This window comes from Rhodococcus sp. Z13, from assembly GCF_025837095.1.
Classification (GTDB): Bacteria; Actinomycetota; Actinomycetes; order Mycobacteriales; family Mycobacteriaceae; genus Rhodococcus; species Rhodococcus sacchari.
In genome coordinates, this window is record NZ_CP107551.1 from 4,025,025 (window position 1) to 4,039,563 (window position 14,539).

13 protein-coding genes are annotated in these 14,539 nt (G+C 70.6%); 6 read left to right on the forward strand and 7 right to left on the reverse strand.

Going from position 1 to position 14,539, the window contains the following annotated elements; translation table 11 throughout:
- Nucleotides 1–42 precede the first annotated feature (42 nt).
- Nucleotides 43–1,104, forward strand: coding sequence for an alanine racemase (locus OED52_RS18350; protein WP_264152255.1), 1,062 nt, complete (start codon nt 43–45; stop codon nt 1,102–1,104).
- Nucleotides 1,092–2,201: a PQQ-dependent sugar dehydrogenase gene (locus tag OED52_RS18355; RefSeq protein WP_413247687.1), complete on the forward strand. Its 1,110-nt coding sequence runs from the start codon at nt 1,092–1,094 to the stop codon at nt 2,199–2,201. Before OED52_RS18350 ends, OED52_RS18355 begins: the two co-directional genes overlap by 13 nt.
- A gap of 27 nt (nt 2,202–2,228) precedes the next feature.
- Here the strand turns inward: OED52_RS18355 and OED52_RS18360 are convergent, their stop codons facing one another.
- From OED52_RS18360 to OED52_RS18370, 3 genes are read right to left on the reverse strand one after another with little or no spacing between them, the layout of a single operon-like run.
- Entirely contained in the window at nt 2,229–2,681 is a 453-nt protein-coding gene (locus OED52_RS18360) for a MaoC family dehydratase (protein ID WP_264152257.1), read from the reverse strand.
- 29 nt (nt 2,682–2,710) lie between these two features.
- The gene (locus OED52_RS18365) at nt 2,711–3,457 is read right to left on the reverse strand and encodes a GntR family transcriptional regulator (RefSeq protein WP_264152258.1); all 747 of its coding nucleotides are present in this window, start codon (nt 3,455–3,457) and stop codon (nt 2,711–2,713) included.
- A gap of 42 nt (nt 3,458–3,499) precedes the next feature.
- Nucleotides 3,500–4,651, reverse strand: coding sequence for an acyl-CoA dehydrogenase family protein (locus OED52_RS18370; RefSeq protein WP_264152259.1), 1,152 nt, complete (start codon nt 4,649–4,651; stop codon nt 3,500–3,502).
- 225 nt (nt 4,652–4,876) lie between these two features.
- Here OED52_RS18370 and OED52_RS18375 point away from each other — a divergent pair, with 225 nt between their 5' ends.
- Both OED52_RS18375 and OED52_RS18380 read left to right on the forward strand, forming a co-directional pair.
- Nucleotides 4,877–5,725 carry an HpcH/HpaI aldolase/citrate lyase family protein gene (locus OED52_RS18375; protein WP_264152260.1) on the forward strand — a complete coding sequence of 283 codons (849 nt, stop codon included), beginning with the start codon at nt 4,877–4,879 and terminating at the stop codon, nt 5,723–5,725.
- Nucleotides 5,726–5,730: 5 nt separating this feature from the next.
- On the forward strand, nt 5,731–6,726 hold the full coding sequence (locus OED52_RS18380; RefSeq protein ID WP_264152261.1) for a MaoC family dehydratase: 996 nt from the start codon (nt 5,731–5,733) through the stop codon (nt 6,724–6,726).
- A gap of 68 nt (nt 6,727–6,794) precedes the next feature.
- Here the strand turns inward: OED52_RS18380 and OED52_RS18385 are convergent, their stop codons facing one another.
- Nucleotides 6,795–7,853, reverse strand: a complete 1,059-nt coding sequence (locus OED52_RS18385) for an enoyl-CoA hydratase/isomerase family protein (protein WP_264152262.1) — start codon at nt 7,851–7,853, stop codon at nt 6,795–6,797.
- A gap of 55 nt (nt 7,854–7,908) precedes the next feature.
- On the opposite strand from OED52_RS18385, the gene OED52_RS18390 reads away from it, so the two are divergent.
- Together OED52_RS18390 and OED52_RS18395 are read left to right on the forward strand one after the other, a co-directional pair.
- On the forward strand, nt 7,909–9,132 hold the full coding sequence (locus tag OED52_RS18390) for a CoA transferase (RefSeq protein WP_264152263.1): 1,224 nt from the start codon (nt 7,909–7,911) through the stop codon (nt 9,130–9,132).
- Nucleotides 9,129–10,526: an amidohydrolase family protein gene (locus OED52_RS18395; protein WP_264152264.1), complete on the forward strand. Its 1,398-nt coding sequence runs from the start codon at nt 9,129–9,131 to the stop codon at nt 10,524–10,526. The genes OED52_RS18390 and OED52_RS18395 overlap by 4 nt, the downstream gene beginning before the upstream one ends.
- 75 nt (nt 10,527–10,601) lie before the next feature.
- Here the strand turns inward: OED52_RS18395 and OED52_RS18400 are convergent, their stop codons facing one another.
- The 3 genes from OED52_RS18400 to OED52_RS18410 form a co-directional block, all read right to left on the reverse strand.
- The gene (locus tag OED52_RS18400; protein ID WP_264152265.1) at nt 10,602–11,669 is read right to left on the reverse strand and encodes a 2-oxoacid:ferredoxin oxidoreductase subunit beta; all 1,068 of its coding nucleotides are present in this window, start codon (nt 11,667–11,669) and stop codon (nt 10,602–10,604) included.
- Nucleotides 11,666–13,597: a 2-oxoacid:acceptor oxidoreductase subunit alpha gene (locus OED52_RS18405; protein WP_264152266.1), complete on the reverse strand. Its 1,932-nt coding sequence runs from the start codon at nt 13,595–13,597 to the stop codon at nt 11,666–11,668. Before OED52_RS18405 ends, OED52_RS18400 begins: the two co-directional genes overlap by 4 nt.
- A 210-nt stretch (nt 13,598–13,807) precedes the next feature.
- The gene (locus tag OED52_RS18410; protein WP_264152267.1) at nt 13,808–14,521 is read right to left on the reverse strand and encodes a dienelactone hydrolase family protein; all 714 of its coding nucleotides are present in this window, start codon (nt 14,519–14,521) and stop codon (nt 13,808–13,810) included.
- Nucleotides 14,522–14,539 lie beyond the last annotated feature (18 nt).

Below are 14,539 nucleotides of genomic sequence, written 5' to 3' on the forward strand. Positions count from 1 at the left end.
GCACTCTCTAAATTCCCGTTCCCGCCGGACTAGGGTGCGGCCATGGCACTCGAAGCGACCCCCGTCCTGCTCGTCGACCGCGACGTCCTCGATCGCAACATCGCGCGGATGGCGGCGTCCGCGCGGAACCGGGGTCTGGCGCTGCGCCCTCACGCGAAGACCCACAAGTGCCCCGAGATCGCACGACTGCAGGTCGAGGCGGGTGCGACCGGCCTGACCGTCGCCACCGTGACGGAGGCGGAGGTATTCGCCGCCGCCGGATTCGACGACCTGTTCGTCGCCTATCCGCTGTGGGTCGACGCGGCCCGCGGCGCCCGCCTGCGAGCCCTCGCCGAGCGGATGCGACTGACCGTCGGTATCGATTCCGCTGCCGGGGCACGGGCCCTCGCCGAACACGCCGGCACCGGCATCGGGGTGCTCGTCGAGATCGACAGCGGGCACCACCGCACGGGCGTCGCCCCCGAACGGGCCGGGGCGGTCGCCGCGGCCGCACGGGAGGCCGGGCTCGAGGTGGTCGGCGTCTTCACCTTCCCCGGTCACTCCTATGCCCCGGATGCACCCTCGTCCGCAGCCCGGGAGGAGGCCGACGCGCTGGCCGCGGCCGCCGAATCGCTGCGCGCCGCGGGTGCCGAACCGGCGATCGTCAGCGGCGGGTCCTCCCCCACGGCGCTGATCGACGTACCCACTCCCGCAACCGAACTGCGCCCCGGCGTCTACGTCTTCGGCGACGCCCAGCAGCTCGAACTCGGAGCCGTCGCCGAAGAGGACGTCGCCCTCACCGCGCTGGCGACCGTCGTGTCGGTCCGGGACGGGATCGTCGTGCTCGACGCCGGGTCGAAGATCCTCGGTGCCGACCGGGCGGCCTGGGCGACCGGACACGGCCGGATCCTCGGCGAACCCGACGCGCGGATCACCGCCCTGTCGGAGCACCACGCCACCGTGCAGTGGCCCGGCTCGTCGCCGCGTCCCGCTCCGGGCGACCGGGTGCGGGTGATCCCCAACCACGCGTGCAACGCCGTGAACCTCGTGGACGAGCTCGTCGTGGTCTCCGGCGACGCACCGGTGGACGTGTGGCGGGTGGCCGCGCGAGGATGCAACGTGTGACGCGCACACGTCTTGCCGGGCTGATCGCGGTGGCCGCACTGCTGCCGCTGGTCTCCTGCGGGTCCGAGACGACCGAGACCGCCGGACCGGCGACCACGAGCGCCTCGGTCGTGTCCGTCGTGCCGGAGGCCGGAGCACCCCGCGTCACCGGCACGATCGCCTCCGGCCTCGACACCGCCTGGGGCATCGCCTTCCTGCCGGGCGGATCGGCGCTGGTCACCGAGCGCGACACCGGCCGCGTCCTCGAGATCACCGACGGCACCTGCCGTGAGGTGGGGCGTGTCGAAGACACCCTCGCGCAAGGGGAATCGGGTCTGCTGGGGATCGCGGTGTCGCCGGGCTTCGCCACCGACCGGCAGGTGTTCCTGTACGCGACCACGGCCGACGACAACCGCGTGCTGCGCGCGACCTTCGACGGGGAGACCCTGTCGGAGCCGGAGGTGATCCTCGACGGCATCCCGGCCGGACGGATCCACGACGGCGGACGCATGATCGTCGGCCCCGACGGCATGCTCTACGTCGCGACCGGCGAGGCGGGCGACCGCGATCTCGCCCAGGATCCGGATTCGCTGGGCGGCAAGATCCTGCGCATCACCGCCGACGGCGATCCCGCGCCCGGCAATCCCGACCCGGCCTCGCCGGTGTTCTCGCTGGGGCACCGCAACGTGCAGGGCCTGGCGTTCGACGATGCGGGTCGGTTGTGGGCGTCGGAGTTCGGGCAGAACGACGTCGACGAGCTGAATCTCGTGACGGCCGGCGCGAACCACGGGTGGCCGGAGGTCGAGGGCACCGGCGGCGGGAACGAATTCGTCGATCCGGTGCTCACCTGGCCGGTCGCGCAGGCGTCCCCGTCCGGGCTGGCGTGGGCCGAGGGCAGTCTGTGGATGGCGGGTCTTCGGGGAGAGCGGTTGTGGCGCATCGATATCGGAGACGACGGCGTCGCGACCGCGAGCGACTTCCTGCGAGGCGAGTACGGGCGGTTGCGGACCGTCGTCGCCGCGCCGGACGGCTCCCTGTGGCTCACGACGTCCAATCGGGACGGTCGCGGGGAGCCGGCCGGCGACGACGACCGCATCCTCCGTGTCGAGATCTCCTGACGGACCCGTCGAGATCTCCTGAGCGGGTTACGGAACGAGGACGACGACCGTCTCGGCCACGAGCGCCGGACGCTCACCGCCCTCGATCTCGACGGTGTACTGCACGACGAGGTTCGCGCCCTTGGCGGTGCGCTCGAGCGACTTGAACTCGGCGCCGGCGCGGACCTTGGAACCGACCGGGACGGGCGAGGGGAAGCGCACCTTGTTGCTGCCGTAGTTGACCTTCATCTTCAGACCCTCGATCGCGAAGATCTTCTGGCCCAGCACCGGCAGCAGCGACAGGGTCAGGTAGCCGTGGGCGATGGTGGTGCCGAAAGGACCGTCCTTGGCGCGCTCGGGATCGACGTGGATCCACTGGTGGTCGCCGGTGGCGTCGGCGAACAGGTTCACGCGCTCCTGGTCGATCTCGAGCCAGTCGCTGTAGCCGAGGTGCTCGCCGACAGCCTTCTCGACCTCGTCGATTCCGTTGAAGACCCGCATGTGTTGCTCCTGTTGGGTTGGGGCGAGGGTCAGTGACCGGCTCGCCGGAGGGTGACGCGGTAGGTGTAACGCTCGGGCAGGAAGTAGCTCACCGACAGCTCGGTCGGCACCCCGTTCTCGTCGGAGTACAACCGGTCGACGCGCAGCAGCGGATGCCCGACGGGGCAGTCCAGTTCGGCGGCCGCCTGTTCGGTGGCGGGGGCGACGGTGATGGACTGTGCCGCTTCGACGATGGGGCTGTCGAGATACGGTTCGAGCAGTCCGATCACGGTGCTGCGGCTCGACGCACCGGCCTGCAGTTCCGGGGTGTCGAGCACGTGCGCGGCGACCTTGTCGGGGAGATGGACCGTGGTGACCACGAACGGGATCCCGTCGTGGACGCGCCGGAACACCACCGTGTACAGCAGGTCGGTGTCGAGGCGGAGCCGGCTCGCGGCGTCGATGTCGACGCCCCGCCGCAGCGGGGAGACGATCTCCATGACCGTGTCGGACGACAGTGCGAGCAGGTCCTCGATGGAGCCGTGCTGACGCCGGTAGCGGCGTCCCGACTCGTTCGCGAAGGTGCCGCGGCCGGGGACACGGTAGACGATGCCGTCGGCGACGAGGTCCTGGAAGGCGCGACGGACCGTCTGCCGGCTCACCCCGTACTGTTCGGCGAGCTCCGCCTCCGTGGGCAGCCGTGTGCCGCCGCTGTACCGTCCCGCTTCCACGGCTTCCCGGAGTCGACGCGCGAGCTGCGCGTAGGCCGGTTCCGTCTCCCGCACCTTGTTGTCCATGACGGACCCGATCCTAGCTTTTCTCGATCGCGGGGTCGGCGGTCACAGGCCGCCGCGGGCGACGAGCTGGCTCGCGATGACATTGCGCTGGATCTCGTTGGTGCCCTCACCGACGATCATCAACGGCGCGTCCCGGAAATACCGCTCCACGTCGTACTCGGTCGAATACCCGTACCCACCGTGGATGCGCACCGCGTTCAATGCGATCTCCATCGCCACCTCCGAGGCATAGAGCTTGGCCATACCGGCCTCCATGTCGCAGCGCTCCCCGCTGTCGAACTTCTCCGCCGCATAGCGGGTCAACTGCCGCGCCGCCGTGAGCTTGGTGGCCATCTCCGCCAGATAGTTGCCGATCGACTGATGTTTCCAGATCGGCTGCCCGAAACTCTCCCGCTGCTGCGCATACGCCAGCGAATCCTCCAGCGCGGCAGCGGCGACACCCAGCGCGCGGCAGGCCACCTGGATCCGGCCGGTCTCGAGACCCTTCATCATGTGCCCGAACCCCTTGCCCGGCTCCCCACCGAGGATCGCATCCGCCGAGATCCGGTAGTTGTCGAAACTCAGCTCACACGACTCGACACCCTTGTAGCCGAGCTTGGGCAGATCCCGCGAGACCGTCAGACCCGGGCCGTGCTCGACGAGCACCACCGAGATGCCCTTGTGCCGCGGGGCCGCCTCCGGATCGGTCTTGCACAACAGGGCGATCAACCCCGAGCGGCGGGCATTGGAGATCCACGTCTTGGCGCCGTTGATCACCAGCTCGTCCCCGTCGCGGCGGGCGGTGGTGGTCATCGCCTGCAGATCCGACCCTCCCCCCGGTTCGGTCAGCGCCATCGTCGCGCGGATCTCCCCGGTGGCCATCTTCGGCAGATACCTGGCCTTCTGCTCCTCGGTACCGAACAGGGTCAGCAGCTTGGCGACGACCGTGTGCCCGCCCATCGCCCCCGCCAGCGACATCCAACCGCGGGCGAGTTCCTCGGTGACCTGCGCATAGCAGGGCATCGACACCGGCGAACCCCCGAACTCCTCCGGCACCGCCAGCCCGTAGATGCCGATCTGCTTCATCTGCTCGATCCACTTCTCCGGGTACTCGTTGCGATGCTCGACCTCCTGCACCGACGGCTTGACCTCCCGATCGATGAACTCACGGACGGTCTTGACCAGGAAAGCCTCTTCGTCGTTCAGGTAGGTCACGGGTGATCCTTCGGTCGAGGGCCGGGCCACGCGACCCGGAGAACTTTGTACGGCCATTTTGTGGATGCCGCGGGGGGAATGTCAATGCACAGGCCCGCGCGAACGTGTCGGAATCCAGAGTTTTCGGCGATGCAACCGGCTGCACGTACCTATGGGGTGGCGCACGCCCGACAATGGCCGTACATTTAGCGCCGTCATTTCCCGACCGACCTCCCGAGGTTCTCCGTGACTTCCGAGCAACACCTCCGCCGGCGCGCCGTCCTCGTCGCCCCCGGCTCCGACGAACGCAAGGCGTCCAAAGCCCTCGCCTCCACCGCCGACGAAGTGGTCCTCGACCTCGAGGACGCCGTCACCGCGGCGCAGAAGGACACGGCCCGCGAGCTCGTCGCCCCTCTCGTCCGCGAGCACGGCGCCGGCCGCACCGTCTCGGTGCGCATCAACGGCCGCGGCACGCCCTGGTTCGAGGACGACCTACGGGCGTGCGCGGCCCTCGGGGACGCGCTCGCCTCGATCGTGATCCCGAAGGTCGAGAGCGCCGAGGATCTCGTCGAGGCCGACCGCATCCTCGGCGACTCGCCGGTCGTGGTGCAGGCCCTCATCGAAACCCCGGCGGGCGTGCAGCGCATCGACGAGATCGTGACCGGGCCGCGAGTGGCCGGGGTGATCATCGGCTACGCCGATCTCGGTGCCTCCCTGGGACGTTCCCGCACGGCTGCTCCCGAGCACTGGCTGTACGTGCAGGACCGTGTGTTGCACGCCGCCCGCACCGCGGGTGTCCAGGCGATCGACGGCCCGTTCCTCGGCATCACCGACGACGACGCCTTCCGTCACTCGGCGCGGTGGGTCGCCGACCTCGGGTTCGACGGCAAGTGGGTGATCCACCCGGCGCAGATCGATTCCGCCGCCGCAGCGTTCACTCCCACCGATGCACAGGTCGAGTCGGCCCGCAAGGTGCTCGCCGCGCTCGAGGAGGCCGAGAACCGTGGGGCCGGAGCCGCCCAGCTGGACGGCCAGATGCTCGACGAGGCCGTCGCCGTCGCCGCCCGCCGCACCCTGTCCAAGATCGGAGCCTGACCACCATGACCACCTCGTACGTCGGCGGACCCTACTTCGACGAACTGACCGTCGGGCAGGTGTTCGACACAGCCCCCGCCGTGACCCTCACCGACGGTCTCGCCGCCACGCACCAGGCGATCCTCGGCGACCGCCTGCGTCTGCCGCTCGACAAGCACCTGTCGGCCGCGGTCGCCGGTGGCCCGGTGGCGCACGCCGGTTTCGTCACCGACATCGCGATCGGCCAGTCGACGCTCGTCACGCACCACGTCAAGGCCAACCTGTTCTACCGCGGCCTGCGTTTCCATCGCTTCCCGCACATCGGCGACACCCTGTACACCACCACCGAAGTGGTGGGCCTGAAGGAGAATTCGGCCAAGCCCGGCCGCAAGCCCACCGGTCTGGCCGCGCTGCGGATGAACACCGTCGACCAGGACGGCAACACTGTCCTCGACTTCTACCGGTGCGCGATGCTGCCGCTGAGCGAGAACCCCGATCCCGACCGGGTCGTGCACGCCGACGACCTGTCGGCCATCGGCCCGCAGGACGAACCGCAGTGGTCGGTGCCGAAGGGCTGGGATCTCGATGTGTACCGGTCGAAGGTGCCGGGCGCGCACTTCGATCCGTCCCTCGTGGGCGCGGTGCTGCAGTCGAGCGGCGACGTCGTCTCGAGCGCACCGGAACTCGCGCGCCTGAGCCTGAACATCGCGGCGACGCACCACGACGAGCGGGTCGGTGCCGCAGGGCGTCTCGTCTACGGCGGCCACACCATCGGTCTCGCTCTGGCGCAGGCGTCGCGGGCACTGCCGAACCTGGTGACGGTGCTGGGCTGGAAGTCGTGCGATCACACCGGTCCGGTGCACGAGGGAGACACCCTCACCAGCGACCTGCACGTCGAGTCCGCCGAACCGCTCCCCGAGGGCGGTGGTGTGCTGAACCTGCGGTCGCTCGTCCATGCCCACCGCGACGATGCCGAGCCGGCGCCGGTGCTGGACTGGCGGTTCACGGCCCTCATGGCCTGACCGTCGTCGAGACCGGCGTCGTTCGCGTTTCTCCCAGAGAGTTTCGCGATCGACGCCGGTTTCGTCGTTCAGGGCCCGAGGATCTCGTCCACCAGCCCCCACTCGAGTGCGCGGGCGACGTCGAGGGGCGCCGCAGTGACGAACAGGTGCAGCGCCCGCCACCGGCCGATCCGCCGTGGGATGCTCACCGTCCCGCCCGCGCCCGGGATGAGCCCCATCGACACCTCCGGGAGACGGAAGAGCGTGTCCGGAGCGGCGACCACCCGTCCGGCGAAGGCCGGGATCTCGATTCCGGCACCGATGCAGTGACCGTGCACACGCACCTCGATACGGTCGGCCAGCCGGGCCACCAGGCGCCCCGCTCCTCCACGGGTGCGGATGAGGTGCGCCAGCGTGGTGTTCGGGGTGCGTCCGAACTCGTCGAGGTCGCCACCTGCGCAGAACGACGGCCCGGCGCCGTCCAGCACGACCCGCTCGACGCTCTCGTCGAGCACCGCCAGCCGCAGGGCCTCTACCAAGGCGTCGCGCAGCAGTGTGCCGTAGGCGTTGCGTCGCTCGGGCCGGTTGAGGGTGATGTGCAGAACGTCGCCGTCGCGCTCGATGAGCACCGGGTTCTCGCACGGGGGCGGCAGCGGGCGCGGGCCGCGCTCGTCGAGCCAGGCCGCGAACTCCGGGCCGCCCTGCAGCGTCGAGTACCCGAGGGATTCGACGTCGATGGCCTCCGGCACCGCCAGGGTCTCCGAGGCCCGCACGACCTGCCGGGCCACCAGCGCCGACTGCGGCCGTTGCGCCACCGCGGTGGCGAACTCGGCGATGCTCGCGTCGGGGTCGTCCGCCTCCACGATGCCCCGGGTCGGGCCGGCCGGGGCGTAGGTGAGGTCGAGGGCGTCGACCAGCGGGGCGAGCGCCGCCGGGACCTCGCGGGTCGCGCGGCCGACGAGGATGCGGTCGCACAGGGAGGCTTCTTCCGCTGCACGGGCCGACAGGGCGGGATCGGCGTCGTCGAGGTCGACGACGAGCAGGGGACGCACCAGGGTTTCACCGTCGCCGAGGAGGGGTTCGCCTGCTGCGCCGCTCGCCAGATCGGCGACGGAAACAGTGGTCGCGCGTGCCGTGTCTGTGTTCATGACCGTCCTTGTGCTGCACCGGGCCCCATCCGGCAGGGAATGTAGCATCACGACCGTGATCAGCGACTTCGCAGCGGATCCGGTCCGCGACTGGGCGGAGAGCGGGATCGTCGCTCTGACCGGCCGGGCCGACGGTCCCCCACTCGTGCCTCCGGGACGTGCTGCGACGGTCGCGCGGGAGCATGCTCGCTGGGTCGCTGCCGCGACCGGTGGTCGCGTGGAGCTCGACGGGGCCCGGCTGCTGTCCGAGCGGGCCGCCTTCACCGGGCACCGCCGGGCCGGTGCCGTCTCCGCTGGCGGGGCGTGCCGGTTGCTGCCGACCGCCGACGGGTGGGCCGCGGTCTCGTGCGCGCGCCCCGACGATCCCCTGTTGCTCGGGGCCCTGATCGGTGCGGAGATCGAGGGCGACCCCTGGCCCGCGGTGACCGAGTGGCTCGCCGCGCACCCGGGTGCCGAACTCGCCGAACGGGCGGAGATGCTCGGGATCGCCGCCGGGCCGATCGCGCCCGTGCACAGTGCACCGCCTGTTCCCACGCGTCCGCGGGACGTCGCCGGGTTGCTCGTCGTCGATTTCGGTTCCCTGTGGGCGGGCCCGTTGTGCGCGCACCTGCTCGGTCTCGCCGGGGCGCGGGTGGTCAAGGTCGAGACGCCCTCGCGGCCCGACGGTGCGCGTCGCGGCGATCCGGACTTCTACCGCCTGCTCCACGCCGGCCACGAATCGGTGGTCCTCGACCCGTCCGACGACCGGCAGCGCCGCGAACTCGCCGAACTCGTCGCGGCGGCCGACATCGTGATCGAGGCGTCGCGTCCCCGTGCCCTGGCGGGTTTCGGGCTCGATGCCGAGAAGGAGGTCGCGGCCGGTGCCACGTGGATCTCGATCACCGCACACGGACGCGCCTCGTACCGTGTGGGTTTCGGCGACGACATCGCCGCCTCCGCAGGACTGGTCGCCTTCGACGCCGACGGGCCGGTGTTCGTGGGCGATGCGATCGCCGACCCCCTCACCGGTCTGACCGCAGCCGCACTGGCGATGTCGACACCGTGCGACGGGCCAGGAATGCTGTGGGACGTCTCGATGTCCGCGGTCGTCGCCGCGACGCTGGACGACGCGACGGATCCTGCCCCGCAGCCGGTTCGGGAGAACGGCCACTGGGTCGTGCACGCTCCGTCCGGGACCGTTCCGGTGGCGGAACCGCAGCGCCGCGAACCCTCCGGGCAGGCACCCGAATCCGGCCGCGACACCGCGCGTGTGCTCACTGCTCTCGGAATCCGGCGATGAGCACGCTCGTCCTGCGCGACGTGGAGGTCGGCGGCGTCCGGGGCCTCGATGTCCTCGTCCGCGACGGCGTCGTCACGGACATCGCTCCGGAACTGGGGATTCCGGATACCGCCGAGGTCGTGGAGGGCAGTTCCGGCGCGCTGCTGCCCGGACTGCACGACCACCACATCCACCTGCACGCCCTCGCCGCCGACCGTTCGTCGGTCCGGTGCGGTCCCCCTTCGGTCCGCTCGGCCGACGATCTCGCCCGCGCCCTGGACTCCGCTCCGGGCGACGGCTGGATCCGCGGTGTCGGGTACTTCGAATCCGTTGCCGGTCTGCTCGACTCGCACTCCCTCGACGCCCTGCACGCGCGACGTCCGGTGCGCATCCAGCACCGCAGCGGCGCCCTGTGGGTCCTCAACTCCACCGCGGCGGCGCTGGCCGGCCTCGACACCGCCGACCATCCCGGCGTCGAACGCGACGACGCGGGCCGCCCCACCGGCCGGATCTGGCGGGCCGACACCTGGTTGCGTGAACGTCTCCCCGCCACCGGCCCGCCCTCACTCGAGGCCGTCGGCGCCGAACTCGCCCGCCACGGCGTCACCGGGCTGAGCGACGCCACGCCCGATCTCACCCCGTCGACCCTCGCACACCTCCGCCGTGCACATCTCGACGGACATGTGCCGCAACGTCTTCGGCTTCTCGGCGCACCCCTGGATTTCACCGGGGGGTCGGCGACGTTCGCGGCCGGGCCGTACAAGATCGTCGTCGCCGATTCGGGTCTGCCCGACCTCGACGCGCTCGCCGGCACCATCCGCCGCGCCCACGAGGCCGGCAGACCGGTGGCGGTGCACTGCGTCAGCCGCGAGGCGTTCGCGTTCCTGCTCGCGGTGTTCACCGACGTCGGGACCGTCCGCGGCGACCGCATCGAACACGGCGCTCTCGTCCCGGCCGACTCGATCGGCGACCTGCGGCGCCTCGGCCTGCAGGTCGTCACCCAGCCGGGTTTCCTCACCGATCGCGGCGACGCCTACCTGCACGACGTGCCCGTCGTCGATCTACCGGATCTCTACCGGTGCCGCAGCCTGCTCGACGGCGGTGTGCCGCTGGCCCTGTCGAGCGACGCCCCCTACGGTCCCGCCGACCCGTGGGCCGTCGTCGACGCCGCGGTGACCCGGCGTTGCCCCACCGGCGAGATCGTCGGCGTCGACGAAAGACTCTCCCCCGCCGAGGCCCTCGGCCGCTGTCTCGCACCCCTCGACGACCCGGGCGGTCCCGCCCGTACGGTGCGCGTCGGTGCCCCGGCCGATCTGGTGCTCCTCGACCGTTCCCTGCCCGAGATGCTGGAGGCCCCCACCTCGGAAGCTGTGCGCGCCACCCTCATCGACGGTCGCGTCGTCCACCACGCCTGAGATCCGCTACATCCTCAGCCATTCACCGCAGCGATTGCTGCAGCGGACGACTAGGCCGGTAGCGGATGGAGGACGTCAGGACACCGTCCAGGTGTTGTCGCCGGCCAGCAACGCCTGCAGATCGGCCGCCTCGGTCTCACGCGCCCGCGCGATCTGGTCGCGGGCGGCGTCGTCGTAGGTCGTCCGCGTGACCTGCCGCACGATCCCGACGACGGTGTAGGTAAGGTCCTGGTCCGACAGCCGCGACAGCGCGTAGACGTACTCGGGGTCGTCGGTGTACGCGTCGTGGACGACGATGTCGGACGGATCGACGTCCACGCGCCGCTCCACACGCAGACCGAAACCCCGCTGCACGACGCACAGTTCGTCGTCGACGCCGAAGACGATCGGCTCGCCGTGCCGCAACCGGATGAGGTGGGCGGGGGCCTCGTCCTTGCGGAGGACGTCGAAGGAACCGTCGTTGAAGATCGGGCAGTCCTGCAGGATCTCGACGAAGGCGGTGCCGCGGTGCCGAGCCGCCGCGCGCAGCACCTCCTTCAGCCCCTCGCGGTCGGAGTCGAGAGCGCGGGCGACGAAGGTGGCCTCGGCGCCGAGTGCGAGCGACATGGTGTTGAAGGGGGCGTCGACCGAGCCGGCGGGGGTGGACTTGGTGACCTTGCCGAGTTCCGAGGTGGGCGAGAACTGGCCCTTGGTGAGTCCGTAGATCCTGTTGTTGAACAGCAGGATCCGCATGTTCACGTTCCGGCGGAGGGTGTGGACGAGGTGGTTGCCGCCGATGGAGAGGGCGTCGCCGTCACCGGTGACCACCCACACCGACAGGTCGGGCCGGGTGACGGCGAGGCCGGTCGCGAGGGTGGGTGCGCGACCGTGGATGGAGTGCACCCCGTAGGTGTCGAGATAGTAGGGGAACCGCGACGAGCAGCCGATGCCGGAGACGAAGACGATGTTCTCGCGGCGGATCCCGAGTTCCGGCAACAGGCTTCGGACCGCGGCCAGGATGACGTAGTCGCCGCAGCCGGGGCACCACCGCACCTCCTGGTCGGAGGTGAAGTCCTTGGCCTTCTGCGGGGTGTCGGTGCGGGGGATTCCGTCGAGCCCACCGAGCGGGGTGAGTCCGAGTTCCTGGCCGAGGAGGCCGGTCATGCTCGCTCCCTTCCGTTCCGGTCGATCTTCGTGGCCGCCGCGACCGCGGCCGGGGTCCTGGCCCGTTCGACGTCGGCGAGGGTGCCGGTGAACTCCGACTCGAGGGCCTCGTGGAGTTCGTCGGCCCGGAAGGCCATGCCGGACACCTTCGTCACGGGCTGGATGTCGCCACCGAACCGCGCGCGCAGCAGGGTGGACAGCTGGCCGAGGTTCATCTCCGGGACCAGCACCCGCCGGTACCGGGCGAGCACCTCGCCGAGGTTGGCGGGCATCGGCGCGAGGTGCCGCAGGTGCGCGCGGGCGACCACACGTCCGCTGCGGCGGGCACGACGGACGGCCTCCCCGATCGGCCCGTACGACGATCCCCAGCCGAGGACGAGGACCTCGGCGTCGCCGGTGGGGTCGTCGACGTCGAGGTCGGGGACCTCGATACCCTCGATCCGTGCCGCGCGCAGCCGCGTCATCAGTTCGTGGTTGGTGTGGTGGTAGGAGATGTCGCCGGTGCCGTCGGCCTTTTCGAGCCCGCCGATGCGGTGTTCGCGACCCGCGGTGCCGGGGATCGCCCAGTCGCGGGCGAGGGTGTCGGGGTCGCGGGCGTAGGGCAGGTAGCCGGGATCGCCGTCCTCCGGTGGCGGGGTGTGGCGGGGTTCGATGCGCGGCAGGTTCGTGATGTCGGGGATCCGCCACGGTTCGGAGCCGTTGGCGAGGGAGCCGTCGGACAGCAGCATCACCGGGGTGCGGTAGGTGAGCGCGATGCGTGCGGCCTCGAGCGCGGCGTCGAAGCAGTCCGCGGGTGACTGCGGGGCGACGATCGCGACGGGGGATTCGCCGTTGCGGCCGAACATCGCCTGCAGCAGGTCGGCCTGTTCGGTCTTGGTCGGCAGCCCGGTGGACGGTCCCCCGCGCTGCACGTCGACGACGATGAGCGGGAGTTCGGTCATCACGGCCAGCCCGATCGCCTCGGACTGCAGGGCGATGCCGGGACCGGAGGTGCTGGTGACGCCCAGTGCGCCGCCGTAGGAGGCGCCGATCGCGGCGCCGATGCCGGCGATCTCGTCCTCGGCCTGGAAGGTGTGCACGCCGAACCGTTTGAGCTTGCTCAGTTCGTGGAGGATGTCGGAGGCGGGGGTGATCGGGTAGGTGCCGAGGAAGACGTCGGTGCCGGCGGCGTGTCCGGCGGCGACGAGCCCGTAGGCGAGGGCGGTGTTGCCGGTGATCTGCCGGTAGGTGCCCGCGGGCAGTGCAGCGGGGGCGACCCGGTAGACGGTCCCGAACGACTCGGTGGTCTCGCCGTAGTTCCAGCCGGCCCGCAGCGCCAGGACGTTGGCGCGCACGATGTCGGGTTTCGCCGCGAACTTCTGCTCGAGGAACTTCTCGACGGGGTCGAGCGGCCGCCCGTACATCCACGACAGGATGCCGAGGGCGAACATGTTGCGGGCGCGCTGGGCGTCCTTCTTGCCGACACCCGTGGGTTCGACGGCCCCGAGGGTGAGGGTGGTCATCGGCACGGCGTGGACGGTCAGGTGCGCGACGGCGTCGGTGCCGAGCGGGTCGGTGTCGTAGCCGGCCTTGCTCAGGTTCCGCTTGGTGAACTCGTCGCTGTCGACGACGACGGTGCCGCCCGGCGGTAGGTCGCCGACGTTGGTCCGGAACGCGGCGGGGTTCATCGCGACCAGCACGTCGGGCCGGTCGCCGGCGGTGAGCACGTCGTGGTCGGCGATGCGGATCTGGAAGCTGGAGACCCCATGGAGGGTGCCCTGGGGCGCGCGGATCTCGGCGGGGAAGTTGGGTTGGGTGGCCAGGTCGTTGCCGAAGGCGGCTGCCTCGGCGGTGAAGCGGTCACCGGCGAGTTGCATGCCGTCGCCGGAATCGCCGGCGATGCGGATGACCACCTGATCGAGTTCGGTGCTCGACGCCATGCGCTCCATCGTGGTCCTCAGGCGCGCATGTGCAACCGTTTCGCCGAAATTTCTCTGTGTCGCGGGGTCTCAGTAGGCGATGAAGAGGATTTCGTCGCGCGAGTACTCCATGCCGGGGTGGGCTTCATCGATGTCGCCCTTCCGTGTCGGGGTCCGTCGCAGCTAATCTAATTGCAGTAGATATTGCTACGACGGACCCCGCCGCGGAACGGCCGCTTCTCAGGACAGGACGGTGTCCTTGACGAAGCTCAGCGCCTGCGGCCACGACAGCGCGTAGGCGTCGGCGTTGACCTGGTTGCCGTGCCGGTCGCGCGAGGAGAAGCCGTGCTCGGCCCCCGGGTAGACGTGCGTGATCGTCGCGCCGGTCTCGCGCTGCTGCAGGGTCGACTGGAGCCGGCCGAAGGTCTCGGCGCTCATGATAGTGTCGGCGCCGGCATGCAGCACCATCACCGGTGCCGTGATGTTGCCGGAGAGCTCGACGGCGTCGAGCGTGTGGTTCGGCGCCGGCGGCACGGCGATCGACGGGTGGTAGGCAACGACGTTCGCCAGGCGCGGCTCGCGGCCGCCGAGGATCAGGGCGAGACGGCCGCCGAGGCACCAGCCGATCACGCCGACCTTCCGCAGGCCGAGTTCACCGAAGGCGTGGTCGAGCAGCGTGCCCATCTCGGCCAGGCACTTCTCGTCGTCGAGCTGGTTCATCAGCTCGAACAGTTTCTCGCGCGGGGTGTCGTCGGCGGTGGGTCCGTGCCAGGGATCCCAGACGAGGGCCGTCACGCCGGTGCCGGCGATGTCCTGGGCGTACTCGCGGACCTGCTTGTCGATGCCGGTGATCATGGGGAGCAGCAACATGCCGCCGGTGGCACCCCCGAGCGGACGCGCGAGGTAGGCCCGCAGTCCGCCGATGTGGACGAATTCCGCTTCGATATCAGTCATCGACATCCTTCCGATCGT

Bases quoted from the DNA above. Each gene is read 5' to 3' on its own strand.
- OED52_RS18350 (WP_264152255.1), top strand. From the start codon at position 43: ATGGCACTCGAAGCGACCCCCGTCCTGCTCGTCGACCGCGACGTCCTC.
- OED52_RS18355 (WP_413247687.1), top strand. From the start codon at position 1,092: ATGCAACGTGTGACGCGCACACGTCTTGCCGGGCTGATCGCGGTGGCC.
- OED52_RS18360 (WP_264152257.1), bottom strand. From the start codon at position 2,681: ATGCGGGTCTTCAACGGAATCGACGAGGTCGAGAAGGCTGTCGGCGAG.
- OED52_RS18365 (WP_264152258.1), bottom strand. From the start codon at position 3,457: ATGGACAACAAGGTGCGGGAGACGGAACCGGCCTACGCGCAGCTCGCG.
- OED52_RS18380 (WP_264152261.1), top strand. From the start codon at position 5,731: ATGACCACCTCGTACGTCGGCGGACCCTACTTCGACGAACTGACCGTC.
- OED52_RS18385 (WP_264152262.1), bottom strand. From the start codon at position 7,853: ATGAACACAGACACGGCACGCGCGACCACTGTTTCCGTCGCCGATCTG.
- OED52_RS18395 (WP_264152264.1), top strand. From the start codon at position 9,129: ATGAGCACGCTCGTCCTGCGCGACGTGGAGGTCGGCGGCGTCCGGGGC.
- OED52_RS18400 (WP_264152265.1), bottom strand. From the start codon at position 11,669: ATGACCGGCCTCCTCGGCCAGGAACTCGGACTCACCCCGCTCGGTGGG.
- OED52_RS18405 (WP_264152266.1), bottom strand. From the start codon at position 13,597: ATGGAGCGCATGGCGTCGAGCACCGAACTCGATCAGGTGGTCATCCGC.
- OED52_RS18410 (WP_264152267.1), bottom strand. From the start codon at position 14,521: ATGACTGATATCGAAGCGGAATTCGTCCACATCGGCGGACTGCGGGCC.